Annotated in this window: 9 protein-coding genes; 1 reads left to right on the forward strand and 8 read right to left on the reverse strand. The window is 59.5% G+C overall.

Features of this window, described 5'->3' with window-relative positions:
* From acnB to pdhR, 5 genes are all read right to left on the reverse strand, one after another.
* A partial coding sequence (gene acnB / locus HMPREF3138_RS15905) for a bifunctional aconitate hydratase 2/2-methylisocitrate dehydratase (RefSeq protein ID WP_246828728.1) occupies positions 1–2,361 on the reverse strand: 2,361 nt, incomplete at its 3' end.
* 514 nt (positions 2,362–2,875) lie between these two features.
* Entirely contained in the window at positions 2,876–4,300 is a 1,425-nt protein-coding gene (gene lpdA / locus HMPREF3138_RS15910; RefSeq protein ID WP_004937500.1) for a dihydrolipoyl dehydrogenase, read from the reverse strand.
* Positions 4,301–4,533: 233 nt separating this feature from the next.
* Positions 4,534–6,417 carry a pyruvate dehydrogenase complex dihydrolipoyllysine-residue acetyltransferase gene (gene aceF / locus HMPREF3138_RS15915; protein WP_019456076.1) on the reverse strand — a complete coding sequence of 628 codons (1,884 nt, stop codon included), beginning with the start codon at positions 6,415–6,417 and terminating at the stop codon, positions 4,534–4,536.
* Between the two features lie 13 nt (positions 6,418–6,430).
* The gene (gene aceE / locus HMPREF3138_RS15920; protein ID WP_004937495.1) at positions 6,431–9,094 is read right to left on the reverse strand and encodes a pyruvate dehydrogenase (acetyl-transferring), homodimeric type; all 2,664 of its coding nucleotides are present in this window, start codon (positions 9,092–9,094) and stop codon (positions 6,431–6,433) included.
* 165 nt (positions 9,095–9,259) lie between these two features.
* Complete coding sequence (gene pdhR / locus HMPREF3138_RS15925) at positions 9,260–10,024, reverse strand: pyruvate dehydrogenase complex transcriptional repressor PdhR (protein ID WP_004937490.1); 765 nt, start codon at positions 10,022–10,024, stop codon at positions 9,260–9,262.
* Positions 10,025–10,654: 630 nt separating this feature from the next.
* Here pdhR and HMPREF3138_RS15930 point away from each other — a divergent pair.
* Complete coding sequence (locus tag HMPREF3138_RS15930; RefSeq protein WP_070559173.1) at positions 10,655–12,031, forward strand: amino acid permease; 1,377 nt, start codon at positions 10,655–10,657, stop codon at positions 12,029–12,031.
* Between the two features lie 62 nt (positions 12,032–12,093).
* Here the strand turns inward: HMPREF3138_RS15930 and HMPREF3138_RS15935 are convergent, their stop codons facing one another.
* Genes HMPREF3138_RS15935 through HMPREF3138_RS15945 form a run of 3 tightly spaced genes read right to left on the reverse strand, consistent with a single transcriptional unit; the run spans position 12,094 to position 16,666 of the window.
* A complete protein-coding gene (locus tag HMPREF3138_RS15935) occupies positions 12,094–13,329 on the reverse strand; it encodes a cytochrome c (protein ID WP_038883738.1) in 1,236 nt (411 codons plus the stop codon).
* Positions 13,326–13,880, reverse strand: coding sequence for a (2Fe-2S)-binding protein (locus tag HMPREF3138_RS15940; protein ID WP_038879260.1), 555 nt, complete (start codon positions 13,878–13,880; stop codon positions 13,326–13,328). Before HMPREF3138_RS15940 ends, HMPREF3138_RS15935 begins: the two co-directional genes overlap by 4 nt.
* Positions 13,877–16,666 (reverse strand): xanthine dehydrogenase family protein molybdopterin-binding subunit, encoded by a 2,790-nt coding sequence (locus tag HMPREF3138_RS15945; protein ID WP_038879262.1) that lies wholly within the window; start codon positions 16,664–16,666, stop codon positions 13,877–13,879. Before HMPREF3138_RS15945 ends, HMPREF3138_RS15940 begins: the two co-directional genes overlap by 4 nt.
* Positions 16,667–16,744: the final 78 nt, after the last annotated feature.

Below are 16,744 nucleotides of genomic sequence, written 5' to 3' on the forward strand. Positions count from 1 at the left end.
GGAGACCACCGTCGCACCGTCCGCCACGCGCGCCTGGTTGCCCATACACAGCGAGCAGCCCGGGATCTCGATGCGCGCACCGCTCTTGCCGAAGACGCTGTAGTAGCCTTCTTCGGTCAGCTGAGCCGCGTCCATCTTGGTTGGCGGCGCCACCCACAGACGGGTCGGCAGCTGGCCCTTATGCTGATCCAGCAGCTTGCCGGCCGCGCGGAAGTGCCCGATGTTGGTCATGCAAGAACCGATGAACACTTCATCGATTTTGCTGTTGGCCACGTCGGACAGCAGGCGTGCATCGTCAGGATCGTTCGGCGCGCACAGGATCGGCTCTTTGATCTCGTTCAGATCGATGTCGATCACCGCCGCGTATTCCGCATCCGCATCGCCTTCCAGCAGCTGCGGATCCGCCAGCCATTTTTCCATGCCCTGAATACGGCGCTCCAGCGTACGGCGATCGCCGTAGCCTTCGGAGATCATCCACTTCAGCAGCACGATGTTGGAGTTCAGGTACTCTTCGATCGGCGCCTTGTCCAGCTTGATGGTACAACCGGCGGCGGAACGCTCGGCGGAGGCATCGGTCAGCTCAAACGCCTGCTCGACCTTCAGATCCGGCAGACCTTCGATCTCCAGAATGCGGCCGGAGAAGATGTTTTTCTTGCCCTTCTTCTCGACGGTCAGCAAGCCTTGCTGGATCGCGTAGTAAGGGATAGCGTGCACCAGATCGCGCAGGGTGATGCCCGGCTGCATTTTGCCTTTGAAGCGCACCAGCACCGACTCAGGCATATCCAGCGGCATTACGCCGGTCGCGGCGGCAAACGCCACCAGGCCGGAACCGGCCGGGAAGGAGATGCCGATCGGGAAGCGGGTGTGGGAATCGCCGCCGGTGCCGACGGTGTCAGGCAGCAGCATGCGGTTCAACCAGGAGTGGATCACGCCGTCGCCCGGACGCAGCGAGACGCCGCCGCGGTTCATGATGAAGTCAGGCAGCGTGTGGTGCGTGGTCACGTCGACCGGTTTCGGATACGCGGCGGTATGGCAGAACGACTGCATGACCAGATCGGCGGAGAAGCCGAGGCAGGCCAGGTCTTTCAGCTCATCGCGGGTCATCGGGCCGGTGGTGTCCTGAGAACCGACGGAGGTCATCTTCGGTTCGCAGTACTCGCCAGGGCGAATGCCGGCGACGCCGCAGGCGCGGCCGACCATTTTCTGCGCCAGCGAGAAGCCTTTGCTGCTCGCGGCAACCGGTTTGGCGATACGGAACACGTCGCTGTGCGGCAGACCCAGCGCTTCGCGCGCCTTGGTGGTCAGGCCGCGGCCGATGATCAGCGGGATACGGCCGCCGGCGCGCACTTCATCCAGCAGCACGTCGGTTTTCAGCTCGAAGTTGGCGATCAGCGCGCCGGTTTCGTGGTTGCGCACTTCACCTTTGTACGGGTAAACGTCGATCACGTCGCCCATGTTCAGCTCGGACACATCCACTTCGATTGGCAAGGCGCCGGCATCTTCCATGGTGTTGAAGAAGATAGGCGCAATCTTGCCGCCCAGCACCACGCCGCCGCCGCGCTTGTTCGGCACGTGCGGGATGTCGTCGCCCATAAACCACAGCACGGAGTTGGTGGCGGATTTACGGGAAGAGCCGGTGCCGACCACGTCGCCGACGTAGGCCAGCGGGAAGCCTTTCTTGTTCAGCAGCTCGATCTGTTTGATCGGGCCGACGCTGCCCGGCTGATCCGGCACGATGCCTTCACGTTCGTTTTTCAGCATCGCCAGCGCGTGCAGCGGGATATCCGGGCGCGACCAGGCGTCCGGCGCCGGAGAAAGGTCGTCGGTGTTGGTTTCGCCGGTGACTTTGAACACGGTGACGGTGATCTTTTCCGCCAGCTCAGGGCGCGACAGGTACCATTCGGCGTCGGCCCAGGACTGCATAATCTGCTTGGCGTGCGGGTTACCGGCCTTGGCCTTATCTTCCACGTCGTAGAAGTTGTCGAACATCAGCAGGGTGTGGGACAGCGCTTTCGCGGCGATAGGCGCCAGCTTTTCGTTGTCCAGGGCGTCGATCAGCGGATGAATGTTATAGCCGCCCTGCATGGTGCCTAACAGTTCAATGGCTTTCTCGGGGGTAACCAGGGGGGATGTCGCTTCGCCTTTGGCGATGGCCGCCAGGAAACCTGCTTTGACGTAGGCGGCTTCGTCGACGCCCGGTGGAACACGGTTAATCAGCAGGTCTAACAGGAATTCTTCTTCGCCTTTTGGCGGATTCTTCAGTAGTTCGACCAGCGCGGCCATTTGGGTGGCGTCTAGCGGCTTAGGGGCGATGCCCTCAGCAGCACGCTCGGCTACGTGCTTACGGTATTCTTCTAGCACGACGTTCTCCTCGCTCTCATTGTCATTTATTGTGCCTGGCGTATATGCAAACCGGGTTTATACCCTTGGGGTTTCACTCTGTGGCTAGGCGAACGGCCCGTAAAGGCCCCGAAACGGTGATTGGGGCAAACAAGCACGGTCAAACAGCGTTACAGCATGAAAGACTGATGGGTAGAGCGCACGGCGATATAGATGCCATCTATCCTGACGGGGCACTGCTGTCGATGTCCTGGACTGTAAGGTACAGTGCCCGGTTCCGCTCAGCCAGCATATCAGGATTTGAAACGGTTGTTAATTCGTTCACATAAAAGCAACATTAAATCTTTGCTGAATCGTTGAGCGCAGCGTAATCGGCTGCCGGACTAGCAGGGCATTATATCCATATAATTAGAGTGGATATAAGCAGGGGGATCGGAATTTGGCGCAGCGGCCACAAAAATACCGCTTTCTGAGTTTGAGCAAAAAAAACGGCCCCTTTTCAGGAGCCGCTGGTTAACCGGTCAAGCCAGCAGAATTACTTCTTCTTGGCTTTCGGGTTAGGCAGATCGGTGATGCTGCCTTCGTAGATTTCCGCCGCCAGGCCCACGGATTCGTGCAGGGTCGGGTGAGCGTGGATGGTCAGCGCGATGTCTTCCGCGTCGCAGCCCATCTCGATAGCCAGACCGATTTCACCCAGCAGCTCGCCGCCGTTGGTGCCGACAATCGCGCCACCGATGATGCGGTGAGTTTCTTTGTCGAAGATCAGTTTGGTCATGCCGTCTGCACAGTCGGAAGCGATCGCACGGCCGGAAGCCGCCCACGGGAAGGTGGAGGTTTCGTAGCTGATGCCTTTCTCTTTCGCTTCTTTCTCGGTCAGACCCACCCATGCCACTTCCGGCTCGGTGTAAGCGATGGATGGGATCACTTTCGGATCGAAGTAGTGCTTCATGCCGGCGATAACTTCCGCGGCAACGTGGCCTTCGTGCACGCCTTTGTGCGCCAGCATCGGCTGACCGACGATGTCGCCGATAGCGAAGATGTGCGGCACGTTGGTGCGCAGCTGTTTGTCGACGTTGATGAAGCCACGCTCGTCAACTTCAACACCGGCTTTGCCGGCATCCAGCAGTTTGCCGTTCGGCACGCGGCCGATCGCCACCAGCACCGCGTCGTAACGCTGTGGTTCTGCCGGCGCTTTTTTACCTTCCATCGTGACGTAGATGCCGTCTTCTTTGGCTTCTACCGCGGTCACTTTGGTTTCCAGCATCAGGTTGAACTGCTTGCTGATACGTTTGGTGAAGACTTTCACCACGTCTTTATCTGCCGCCGGGATGACCTGATCGAACATTTCAACAACGTCGATCTGTGAACCCAGCGCATGGTATACGGTGCCCATTTCCAGGCCGATGATGCCGCCGCCCATAACCAGCAGACGCTCTGGGACGGTTTTCAGTTCCAGCGCATCGGTAGAATCCCACACGCGTGGATCTTCATGAGGAATGAATGGCAGTTGGATCGGACGAGAACCTGCAGCGATGATGGCGTTGTCGAAGTTGATGGTGGTTGGGCCGTTTTCGCCTTCCACAACCAGGGTGTTAGCGCCGGTGAACTTGCCCAGGCCGTTGACCACTTTCACTTTACGGCCTTTCGCCATGCCAGCCAGACCGCCGGTCAGCTGAGTGATGACTTTTTCTTTCCAGACGCGCACTTTGTCGATGTCGGTTTTCGGCTCGCCGAAAACGATGCCGTGTTCGGCCAGCGCTTTGGCTTCTTCGATCACTTTGGCAACGTGCAGCAGTGCTTTGGAAGGGATACATCCCACGTTCAGGCAAACCCCGCCCAGAGTGGAATAACGTTCAACCAGAACGGTTTCAAGACCTAAGTCAGCGCAACGAAAGGCTGCAGAGTAACCTGCCGGGCCCGCCCCAAGTACCACGACCTGAGTTTTAATTTCAGTACTCATCATGACCTCTTAATTGATTGTCCGGCGGGTCAGACGTCATTTTTATTGCTAATCGATCTCATAACGCCCTTCATCCACCGGGACGCTTACACCGCGAGCAGTTTACAGAATTGTTAATAATCTGCAAAGCGTGTTCGAGTGACCCGTGTCTCAACAATTTTGTCGAGTTGTGCAAAATCCGACAAAACTGCTACAGAATCGTCAGGGGCGCAGCATGCTGCGCCCCTTTTGCATTACATCACCAGACGGCGAATGTCGGACAACATGTTGTTGATGATGGTGATGAAGCGCGCACCATCGGCACCGTCGATAACGCGGTGGTCGAAGGACAGCGACATCGGCATCATCAGGCGCGGCATGAACTCTTTACCGTTCCAGACCGGCTCCATCGCAGACTTGGAGACGCCCAGGATAGCCACTTCCGGCGCGTTGACGATCGGCGCGAAGTGGGTCGTCCCGATGCCGCCCAGGCTGGAGATGGTGAAGCAGCCGCCCTGCATCTCGCCCGCGGTCAGCTTGCCGTCGCGTGCTTTCTTGGAGATGGCCATCAGTTCGCGAGACAGCTCGGTGATGCTCTTCTTGTTCACGTCCTTGAACACTGGAACCACCAAACCGTTCGGGGTATCTACCGCCACGCCGATGTTGATGTATTTCTTCAGCGTCAGCTTCTGGCCATCTTCGGACAGCGAGCTGTTGAAGCGCGGCATCTGCTCCAGAGCGGCAGCGACGGCTTTCATGATGAACACGACAGGCGTGAACTTCACATCCAGCTTGCGCTTGGCCGCTTCTTCGTTCTGCTGCTTGCGGAACGCTTCCAGATCGGTGATGTCGGTTTTGTCGAAGTGAGTCACGTGCGGGATCATCACCCAGTTGCGGCTCAGGTTCGCGCCAGAGATCTTCTGGATGCGGCCCATTTCGACTTCTTCGATCTCGCCGAACTTGCTGAAGTCCACTTTCGGCCATGGCAGCATGCCTGGCAGACCGCCGCCGGCAGCGGCCGGAGCCGCTTCAGCGCGTTTCACCGCGTCTTTCACGTAAGTCTGAACGTCTTCGCGCAGGATACGGCCTTTACGACCGGTGCCTTTCACTTTCGCCAGGTTAACGCCGAATTCACGCGCCAGACGACGAATGACCGGGGTCGCGTGCACGTATGCCGCGTTCTCGGCGAACTCGCCTTTGTCGTCAGCTTTCGCAGCCGGAGCGGCGGCTTTAGCAGCGGCCGGAGCCGGCGCTGCTTCCGCTTTAGCGGCTGGAGCGGCGGCAGCGGCAGGCGCAGCGCCTTCCACTTCGAACACCATGATCAGGGAGCCGGTTTTCACTTTGTCGCCGGTCGCGATCTTGATCTCTTTCACGGTGCCTGCGAACGGCGCAGGGACTTCCATGGAAGCCTTGTCGCCTTCCACGGTGATCAGAGACTGCTCGGCGGCAACCTTGTCGCCCACCTTAACCATCACTTCGGTCACTTCGACTTCGTCACCGCCGATATCCGGCACGGCGACGTCTTTGGCCGCAGAGGCCGCAGGCGCTGCAGCGGCGGCAGGGGCTTGCGCCGCAGCCGGGGCCGCAGCGGAAGCGGCGCCGGCCACTTCGAACACCATGATCAGGGAACCGGTTTTCACTTTGTCGCCGGTCGCGATCTTGATCTCTTTCACGGTGCCTGCGAACGGCGCAGGGACTTCCATGGAAGCCTTGTCGCCTTCCACGGTGATCAGGGACTGCTCGGCTTCCACCTTGTCGCCCACTTTCACCAGGATCTCGGTCACTTCGACTTCGTCGGCGCCGATGTCCGGCACGGCAACGTCTTTGGCCGCAGCGGCGGCCGGGGCAGCTGCTGCTGCTGCCGGTTTTTCTTCCGCTTTCGCCGCCGGTGCAGCTTCCGCTGCGCCTGCCGCTTCGAAGATCATGATCAGTTTGCCGGTTTCGGTTTTATCGCCGACCGCCACTTTGATCTCTTTCACCACGCCCGCCTGCGGGGATGGCACTTCCATGGAAGCCTTGTCGCCTTCCACGGTGATCAGCGATTGTTCCGCTTCAACTTTATCGCCGACCTTCACCAGAATCTCGGTGATTTCGACTTCATCTGCACCGATGTCCGGTACGTTGATTTCGATAGACATTATTCAGTACCTCTTAGGCCAGACGCGGGTTAACTTTTTCCGGGTTGATGTCGAATTTCTTGATTGCATCAGCAACCACAGAAGCTTCGATCTCACCGCGTTTAGCCAGTTCACCCAGAGCAGCAACCACCACGTAGGATGCATCGACTTCGAAGTGGTGACGCAGGTTTTCGCGGCTGTCCGAACGACCGAAGCCGTCGGTGCCCAGTACGCGATAATCGCTGGCCGGCACATAAGTACGAACCTGTTCGGCGAACAGTTTCATGTAGTCGGTAGAAGCTACCGCCGGCGCGTCGCTCATCACCTGAGCGATGTAAGGCACGCGTGGCGTTTCGGTTGGGTGCAGCATGTTCCAGCGCTCGCAGTCCTGGCCGTCGCGCGCCAGTTCGGTGAACGAGGTCACGCTGTAGGTGTCGGAACCCACGCCGTAGTCCTTCGCCAGGATCTGCGCAGCTTCGCGCACGTGGCGCAGGATGGCGCCGGAGCCCAGCAGCTGTACCTTGCCTTTGCTGCCTTCCAACGTTTCCAGCTTGTAGATACCCTTGCGGATACCTTCTTCCGCACCCTGCGGCATCGCAGGCATGTGGTAGTTTTCGTTCAGCGTGGTCAGGTAGTAGTACACGTTTTCTGGGTTGTCGCCATACATGCGCACCAGACCGTCGTGCATAATGACCGCCACTTCGTACGCGTAAGCCGGATCGTAAGAGATGCAGTTAGGGATGGTCAGAGACTGAATGTGGCTGTGGCCATCTTCGTGCTGCAGACCTTCGCCGTTCAGAGTAGTACGGCCCGAGGTCCCGCCGATCAGGAAGCCGCGCGCCTGTTGGTCGCCCGCTGCCCAGCACAGGTCGCCGATACGTTGGAAACCGAACATCGAGTAGTAGATGTAGAACGGAATCATCGGCAGATCGTTGGTGCTGTAGGAAGTCGCTGCAGCCAGCCAGGAAGAGGCTGCGCCCAGTTCGTTGATGCCTTCCTGCAGGATTTGGCCTTTCTCGTCTTCTTTGTAGTAAGCCACCTGCTCACGGTCCTGCGGAGTGTACTGCTGGCCGTTCGGGCTGTAGATACCGATCTGACGGAACAGACCTTCCATACCGAAGGTACGCGCTTCGTCGGCGATGATTGGCACCAGGCGATCTTTGATCGACTTGTTCTTCAGCATCACGTTCAGGGCACGCACGAAGGCGATAGTGGTGGAGATCTCTTTGTTCTGCTCTTCCAACAGCGAGCTGAAATCTTCCAGCGCCGGCATTTCCAGCTTCTGGGTGAACTCCGGCAGACGAGTCGGCACGTAGCCTTTCAGCGCCTGGCGACGTTCGTGCAGGTATTTGTACTCTTCAGAGTCTTTCTCGAAGGTGATGTACGGCAGTTTTTCGATGTCAGCATCGGCAACCGGCACGTTGAAACGATCGCGGAAGTGGTGAACCCCTTCCATGTTCATTTTCTTCACCTGGTGAGCGATGTTTTTACCTTCCGCGGTTTCACCCATGCCGTAACCTTTGATGGTGTGGGCCAGGATAACGGTCGGTTTGCCTTTGGTGTCCTGCGCTTTTTTCAGTGCAGCGAAGATTTTCTTCGGATCGTGACCACCACGGTTCAGCGCCCAGATTTCGTCGTCGGTCATGTCTTTGACCAGCGCCGCGGTTTCCGGGTAACGGCCGAAGAAGTGCTCGCGCACGTAAGCGCCGTCTTTGGATTTGAAGGTCTGGTAGTCGCCGTCCAGGGTCTCGTTCATCAGCTGAACCAGTTTACCGCTGGTGTCTTTACGCAGCAGTTCGTCCCAACGGCCGCCCCAGATCACTTTCAGCACCTGCCAACCTGCGCCGGAGAAGATGCCTTCCAGTTCGTTGATGATCTTGCCGTTGCCGGTAACCGGGCCGTCCAGGCGCTGCAGGTTGCAGTTGATGACAAACACCAGGTTGTCCAGCTTCTCGCGGGTCGCGATAGTGATGGCACCTTTGGATTCCGGCTCATCCATCTCGCCGTCGCCCAGGAAGGCGTAAACGGTCTGCTCAGAGGTGTCTTTCAGGCCGCGGTGTTCCAGGTATTTCAGGAACTTCGCCTGATAGATGGCGCTGATTGGGCCCAGGCCCATGGATACGGTCGGGAACTGCCAGAATTCCGGCATCAGCTTAGGATGCGGGTAAGAGGACAGGCCATTGCCGTGCACTTCCTGACGGAAGTTATTCATTTGTTCTTCGGTCAGGCGGCCTTCAAGGAAGGCACGCGCGTAAACGCCCGGAGAGATGTGGCCCTGGAAGTACACCAGGTCGCCGCCGTCTTTCTCGTTGCGTGCGCGGAAGAAGTGGTTAAAGCAGACTTCATAGAAGGTCGCGGAAGACTGGAAGGAAGCCATGTGGCCGCCCAGCTCCAGGTCTTTTTTGGATGCGCGCAGAACGGTCATGATCGCGTTCCAACGGATCGCTGAACGAATGCGGCGTTCCAGATCCAGGTTGCCTGGGTAGGCCGGTTCGTCTTCTACCGCGATGGTGTTGACGTAGTTGTGCGCTGCAGCACCGGCCGCAACGTTAACGCCGCCTTTACGGGCTTCTCCCAATACCTGATCAATCAGAAACTGAGCTCGCTCAACACCCTCTTCACGGATGACCGATTCGATCGCCTGCAGCCAGTCGCGGGTTTCGATCGGATCCACGTCATTGTTTAAACGTTCTGACATGGTGGTATTCCTTATCTGTCTAATGGTTTGTTTGGAGCCTGTCTTCCTGTGCTCTGTGCAAAAACACACGAAGACAGGCCCATCAGTTTAGTTGCCGCTTAAGTACTTAACTAAGTACCTCGAACTTAACCCCCGCAGGCTGGTGTACCCTGAAGAGGACAGCTCTTAATCCTTGCGTTGCTGGAGACGCCGTAGCGATCTCTCGCGCCGAGTATGCTCCCGGCTGAGATCCAGCAAGATTTCCTCGATAAACGCCAAGTGGCGATGCGAGGCTTCACGGGCCTTTTCCGGCTCGCGTGCCACAATCGCCTCAAAAATTCCGGCGCGGTGGCTGCTCACTTTTGCCAACATCTCACGGCGCGAGTAGAGCAATTCAAAGTTCTGACGCACGTTCTGTTCCAGCATCGGCCCCATGCAGCGTAGCAGGTGAAGTAACACAACGTTGTGGGCAGCTTCGGTCACGGCGATTTGATACTGCATGACCGCATCGGCTTCGGCGTCGAGATCGCCGCTGTCTTGAGCCTGTTGAATCACGATGTGGCAGTCGCGGATGCGCGCCAGATCTTCATCGGTGCCGCGCAGCGCCGCGTAATAGGCGGCAATGCCTTCCAGCGCGTGACGGGTTTCCAGCAGATCGAACTGTGATTCGGGATGGTCGGCCAGCAGCTCGGCCAGCGGATCGCTGAAGCTCTGCCACAGATTAGTTTGCACGAAGGTGCCGCCGCCCTGACGGCGTAGGAGCAACCCTTTCGCTTCCAGGCGCTGAATGGCCTCTCTCAGAGAAGGACGGGAGACATCAAATTGTTTCGCCAGCTCGCGCTCCGGAGGCAGTTTTTCGCCTGGGCGCAGTGTCCCCTCGAGGATCAGATATTCGAGCTGTTGCTCGATAACATCTGACAACTTGGGTTGGCGGATTTTGCTGTAGGCCATGAGTGAATTCTTCTCTGCGAATGGCGCGGAGTCAATTGGTAATACCAATTTCAAAAACGTGACGGTAAAGTAACAAAGTATTCACCTCCTGTCCATACGGGCCTTGATCGAAATCAGGTTACCCGCACATTTAACACCCCGCTGAAAACCCCGCTGCAAACCGGTAACGCCGTGATGGTATTACCATTTACGCGCCGGGTTGGGGATTTAACTTTTACCAAACCTTACGCAAGGAAGAGTGCAAACTTTTTGCCCAAGTTTTATTGCATGGTTATTACGCTTTGATGAATGACTATTTGGCGAGCAGCGCAACGATGGTTCGTTCATTATTTGAACGCACCCCACCGTTCAGATCTACGTTATTTTTGCGCATTATGTGATTTGTTGCTTATTTCATGCACTGAATCCCCCCTGCCGTCACACAACCCGCATTTTGTTTCCTAAACTGCTGCAATCTTAATCACTCACACGACAAAGCAGGTGCAAACTGACGCGCATAACATTATTCTCTGCCAAACGGTAGCGGCGCCGTGGAATTAATAGATATAACGCCGTAAATAAAACAAAACACACATCGTAACCACTGCTTTACAGGCATGTGGTCATTCGCAACGACAGAGGGTTAGATTGATGGATGGTCAACAGCATGGTGACCAGCTGAAACGCGGCCTGAAAAACCGCCATATTCAGCTCATCGCCTTAGGTGGCGCAATCGGCACCGGGTTATTTCTCGGTATCGCTCAAACAATAAAAATGGCCGGCCCGTCGGTTATTCTCGGTTACGCCATCGGCGGCTTCATCGCGTTTCTGATCATGCGCCAGCTGGGGGAAATGGTGGTGGAAGAGCCGGTTGCCGGTTCCTTCAGCCACTTCGCCTACAAATACTGGGGCAACTTCGCCGGCTTCGCTTCCGGCTGGAACTACTGGGTGCTGTATGTCCTGGTGGCGATGGCGGAGCTGACCGCGGTCGGCATCTACGTGCAGTACTGGTGGCCGGAGATCCCCACCTGGGTCTCCGCCGCGGTGTTCTTCCTGGCGATCAACGCCATCAACCTGGCCAACGTCAAAGTTTACGGCGAGATGGAGTTCTGGTTCGCCATCATCAAGGTGGTGGCGATTATCGGCATGATCGTGTTCGGCGCCTATCTGCTGTTCAGCGGCATGGGCGGCCCGGAGGCCACCGTCACCAACCTGTGGGCGCAGGGCGGGTTCTTCCCGAACGGCGTCATGGGCCTGGTGATGGCGATGGCGGTGATCATGTTCTCCTTCGGCGGCCTTGAGCTGGTCGGCATCACCGCCGCCGAAGCCGACAACCCGCAAAAAAGCATTCCGAAAGCCACCAATCAGGTGATCTACCGCATCCTGATTTTCTATATCGGTTCACTGGCCATTCTGCTGTCGTTGTACCCGTGGGGCAAAGTGGTCGAAGGCGGCAGCCCGTTCGTGCTGATCTTCCACGCGCTGAACAGCAACCTGGTGGCGACCGTGCTGAACATCGTGGTGCTCACCGCCGCGCTGTCGGTTTACAACAGCTGCGTCTACTGCAACAGCCGCATGCTGTACGGCCTGGCGCAACAAGGTAACGGCCCGAAAAGCCTGCTGAAGGTCGACGGCCGCGGCGTGCCGGTGGTAGCCATCGGCATTTCCGCCCTCGCCACCGCGCTGTGCGTACTGATTAACTATCTGATCCCGGGGCGGGCCTTCGAACTGCTGATGGCGTTGGTGGTATCGGCGCTGGTGATCAACTGGGCGATGATCAGCCTGGCGCACCTGAAGTTCCGCGCCGCCAAAAACCGCGAAGGCGTGGTGCCGAAGTTCAAAGCCTTCTGGTACCCGTTCAGCAACTACCTGTGCCTGCTGTTCATGACCGGCATCCTGGTGATCATGTACCTGACGCCGGGCATTCAAATCTCGGTGCTGCTGATCCCGGTATGGGTGGCGATCCTGGCCGCCGGTTACGCCATCAAACAGCGCAGCCAACGCGTCGACGGCGTCACCAGCCGTTGAACCCCGTGACCGCGCAATAAAATGGCCCGCAGATGCGGGCCATTTTTTTGCCTGAACGCCGCTTACTTGCGCAGCGCTTTCACCTGCTCGGCGGTGATGTCCGCCGGCAAGCCGCCCCAGGTCACGCGCAGGTAATTCACCAGCTCCGCCACTTCGGCATCGCTCAACCGCTCGCCGAAGCCCGGCATACTCTGCATGCTTTCACCGTTCGGGAACTGCTGGGCCGGCAAGCCGTCCAGCACCGACACGATCAGGTTCTTGCCGTCCGCCTGGCGCAGCGTGGCATTATCGCGCATCGCCGGTGCTACGTGCGGTTTGCCCTCGCCTTCACGCGCATGGCAGCCGGCGCACTGATCCAGGTAGGCCATGCGCCCGGTATCGCTGCCCTGGCCCATTTTCACCGGCACTGCCGCCGGCGGCTGCTCGCCCATCAGATACAGCGCCAGCGCCTGGTGGTCTTCCGGCGTTAAATGACGGGTACTGAGATCCACCACCATGTGCATCTCGCTGAAGGCGGAACCCTGCGGCGCGAGGCCGGTGCTGAGGAAGCGGCTGACGTCCTGCGGCGTCCAGCCGCGCTGCGCCAGACCGTGCGGCGTAATGTCCGGCGCCATGAAGCGGCCGAGATCGCCGCCCTGCATCGGCTTGGCGAGATCCATCTGCCCCAGCGCACCGCGCGGCGTATGGCATTCGCCACAGTGCCCCAGCACGTCGGCCAGATAGCGGCCGCGCTGCCATTGCGGCGAGTTGCCCTGCGAACTGGCCGGCAGCGGATCCTGGCTGCGGAACAGCAGGTTCCAGCCGATCAGCGCCATGCGCTGGTTGAACGGGAACGGCATCTCGTTGGCCGGAATGGCGACGTCCACCGCCGGGCGCGTCATCAGGTAAGCGTAGATGTCGTCGGCATCCTGACGCGACATGCCCTTGTACGAGGTGTAAGGCATCGCCGGGTACAGGTGTCGCCCGCCCGGCGCCACGCCCTGCGTCAGCGCCAGGAAGAAGTCGTCCTTGGTCCAGCGCCCGATGCCGTGGTCGGCCGACGGCGTCAGATTGCTGCCGTAAATCGTGCCGAACGGCGTTTCCAGCGGATAGCCGCCGGCCAACGGCGCCCCGCCGCTGGCGGTATGGCAGGCGGCGCAGTCGGCGGCCTGCGCCAGATAGCGGCCGCGGGCGATCTGTTCGGCGCCGGCGGTTACCTGCTGCACCGGACCGTCGTAACGGCGGTTTTCCCGCCACCACAGCAGCGCAATCACCACGATCGCCACCAGCAAAATCAATACTGCGAGACGTTTTTTCATTGCGCCGTCTCCTTCAGCAGGCCCGGCGTTTTCAGCACCACGTCGCGCACCGCTTCGTAGTAACGCACATAGCCGGTGCAGCGGCAGATGTGGCTGTCCAGCGCCTGCTCAATGGCGCTTTCCAGCTGCTCGCGAGCGATAGGCTCACGCTTGAGCTTTTCCACGAAAATGGTGGCGGCGTTGACGAAGCCCGGCGTGCAGTAGCCGCACTGGAAGCTGTAGTGCTCCAGAAACGCCTGCTGGATCGGCGACAGCTCAACCACCTCGCCCTGTTCGTCCACCTTGGCGTGGCCTTCGACGGTACGCACTTTCTTGCCGTTGAAGAAATGCGCGCCGGTGATGCAGGTGCGTACCTCTTCGCTGGTGCCGCTCGGGTGATCGACGATCGCCACGCAGGCGTGGCAAATGCCCTGCCCGCAGCCGAGGCGCGAACCGGTCAGGTCAAGGTACTCGTGCAGGAAATCGATCATCATCAAGCCTTCCGGCACCTCGATCGGGCCGTACTGCTTCTCGTTGATGGTCAGGGAGATCGGCTGGGTTTTAATGCTCATTGTAATACCTCACGAATATTTTCTGCACGAACGGGCAAATCACGGAAACGGTGGCCGGTGGCGTCGGCGATGGCGTTGACCAACGCGGCCACGATCGGGATCATCACCACCTCCGCCATGCCTTTCGGCGGATCGGTTTCCGACAGCGCCGGCAGGATGTCGCCGCTCTGTTTCCACACCGCCACGTCGCTGGCGCGCGGCAGGTGGTAACGGTTGAAGTTCCAGGTGCCGTTGCCCGGGCCGTCTTCGTACAGCGGTAAATATTCGTGCAGCGCATGGCCGATCCCCATCGCCAGCCCGCCCTGCAGCTGGCCGGAAACCAGTTCCGGCACGATCAGGTTGCCGCACTCCATAATCGAGTGGTGATTCAACAATTCCACCTGGCCGGTGGCGATATCCACCGCCACTTCCGCCAGCGTGCCAACGGCGCTGTAGTAGGTCACTGCCGCATTGTTACGCTGGGTTGGCGGGTAGTAGACTTGCCCGCGCGCCAGCGGTTTGAATTCACCGCCGGCGTTGCGCAGCGACATGCCGTCGATCGGCAAGCGTTCGCTTTTGCCGTTCAACGTAAAATCGGCCTCCGCCCACTGCCAGCGGTTGAAGACGTGTACCGCCGCGCCGGTGACGCCGCCCATCTGATAGGCCGTCTTGGCCAGCAGCTCGAGGCTCAGCACCGACATGCCCGCCGCCGTCAGGCCGCCCTCGACCCAACGCGCATCTTCACGCCGCACCACCAGCGGTGCCGCCTGGCCGCCGCCGATGCCGGCCTGCCACAACGCCATCGCCGCCGGCCACAGGCCGTGATCGAAAATCAGGCGCGCCGCTTCGCGGGTGCTGTGCGAGAAGTAATAGGCCGAGTTGCTGGCGCTGGACGGCGAGCAGTAGCTCGGCGTCCAGTTAGGGTTGGTTTGCAGCTTATCCTGCTCTGCCTGCGACATCAGGTAAGGATCGCCGCTGGTGACCATCGGCAGCACCGACCAGTCGGTGACCGAGAAATGCGCTTCGTCGGCCGGTTTGCCCAGCCACTGTGCGCACAGCACCGACTGCGAGGTCGACATGCCGGTACCCATCTCCGCGCCGCTGTGATGCAGCGTGATGCGGCCGTCTTCGCTCAGCTCCACCCGGGCGAACGAGGTTTCCGCCCCGGTGCCGAAGTCTTTCTGCACGCAGCCAAAGCCAACGCCATAGCGTTTGCCGGGATGACGGCTCTCAAACTCGGCCTTGCGTTCGGCGCGCTTGAGCCACATCTCATGCTTCGCCGCCTTCTCCAGCACTTCATCGGCACGGATCGCACCGGCCGGGATCGCCCCTTGAGTATTTTTCATGCCGGATTTCAGCACGTTACGCAGACGGAATTCGATAGGATCGATCTTCAGTTCGGCAGCCAGCTCATCCACCATCATCTCGGTGGCGGCCATGCTCTGCAGCGTGCCGTAACCGCGCGCCGAGCCGGCGTCAATAGCGCGTGAGGCCAGCCCGACCGACGACAGATCGCTTTTCGGGAAGTAGTAAATCGACTGGGCGGCGGTCGCGCCGACCATCACCACCGAAGGGGTAAAGTTGCTGCGGCCGCCGCCGTCCGCGGTCATGTCACCGAGGAACGACTGCATGACGCCGGTCTGGCGGTTCACCGCGATGCGGTAATTCATATCGAACGCGTGGCGCTTCAGCGCCGTCTGGAACTGCTCGAAGCGGTCGTTGGCCAAGCGCACTGGGTGGCCGTCGCCGTACATCGCCGCCACCGCGCCGTAATACGGGAAGTTATAGTGATCTTTCGAGCCGTAGCCCACGGTGTAGCACGGATGCAGGATCAGCTGTTTCACCGGCGGGTTGCGCTTGGCCAGCATGCGCGGCATTTCGTCAGCCACTTCCTGCGGCGACTGGGTCGGCACCACCAGATGCAGCGTTTGCGTCTCGGCGTCGAACCAGCCGTTGGCGTTGTCCGGCTCCAGCGCCGAGGTGTCGATCGACTGCGTGGTGTAACGGCGCGACATCACCAGCCAATCGGCCGGCGGATTGGCCATCTCGTCGGCGATCAGGCCCGCATAGCGCATGCCTTCCTGATCCAGCTTGCCGCCCTCGCGCCCTTCCGGCCACACCGGCAGGTGTTTTTTCATCGACACCGGGAAGATTGGCGTGTCCTTCAGGCTGGAGAAGCGATCGTCGTCGAACGGCTGTTCGCCCCCCACCCGCACATAGCGGAAGCTGCCCCAGGGATCGCGCTCCAACGGGCCGGTGACCGCGCCGTATTTAATGGTTTCCTCACGGAATTTCAGCTTGTCCTTAGCGAAGCGGAAACGGGCGAAGTCGTGATAGATCAGGATCGCCACCGCCTGGCCGAGATAGGCCGGGGTTTTGCCGCTCGGCAGCAGCATGTCGTCACCGTAAAACGCCGGGAAGGCCAGACCGTCGCGCGCCAGATCTTCCGCCGTCACCAAGCGATCCGGCTGCAGGTCATCCCCCAACAACGACAGATCGACCCCTTCGAACAGCCGATCGGCTTTGGTGACGCGCAGAATGAAGGCGTGCGCCTGCTTCTGCGGCCAGTGCGGCATGTCCACTGCGCGGATATCGCGCGCGAACACCTTCTGCCCCATGACCTTGGCGCGGCCGTCGATACGGAAACGGATGCGTTTGGTCTGCGGATCCCAGTTGGGTGACTGGAGGATTTTTTGCTCGAACAGCGCGGCATAGGCGCGGCTGTACAGGGGCGCGAGATACACAGACACCCCCGCAATCACGGCGCTTTTGATAAAGCGGCGCCGCGACGGGTTGAAATTGCTCATAAATAAGTCCTTCACGTCTTTCTTGTAATTGGTTTTTGTTCGCGGTGTTGTTGCGCAAACGCTGACGACCTTGCCGTA

It is taken from the genome of Serratia sp. HMSC15F11 (assembly GCF_001808215.1).
Classification (GTDB): domain Bacteria; phylum Pseudomonadota; class Gammaproteobacteria; order Enterobacterales; family Enterobacteriaceae; genus Serratia; species Serratia nevei.

Excerpts from the sequence above, each read along its gene's own strand:
- HMPREF3138_RS15935 (WP_038883738.1), bottom strand. The coding sequence starts at position 13,329 with ATGAAAAAACGTCTCGCAGTATTGATTTTGCTGGTGGCGATCGTGGTG.
- aceF (WP_019456076.1), bottom strand. The coding sequence starts at position 6,417 with ATGTCTATCGAAATCAACGTACCGGACATCGGTGCAGATGAAGTCGAA.
- lpdA (WP_004937500.1), bottom strand. The coding sequence starts at position 4,300 with ATGAGTACTGAAATTAAAACTCAGGTCGTGGTACTTGGGGCGGGCCCG.
- aceE (WP_004937495.1), bottom strand. The coding sequence starts at position 9,094 with ATGTCAGAACGTTTAAACAATGACGTGGATCCGATCGAAACCCGCGAC.
- HMPREF3138_RS15940 (WP_038879260.1), bottom strand. The coding sequence starts at position 13,880 with ATGAGCATTAAAACCCAGCCGATCTCCCTGACCATCAACGAGAAGCAG.
- HMPREF3138_RS15930 (WP_070559173.1), top strand. The coding sequence starts at position 10,655 with ATGGATGGTCAACAGCATGGTGACCAGCTGAAACGCGGCCTGAAAAAC.
- pdhR (WP_004937490.1), bottom strand. The coding sequence starts at position 10,024 with ATGGCCTACAGCAAAATCCGCCAACCCAAGTTGTCAGATGTTATCGAG.
- HMPREF3138_RS15945 (WP_038879262.1), bottom strand. The coding sequence starts at position 16,666 with ATGAGCAATTTCAACCCGTCGCGGCGCCGCTTTATCAAAAGCGCCGTG.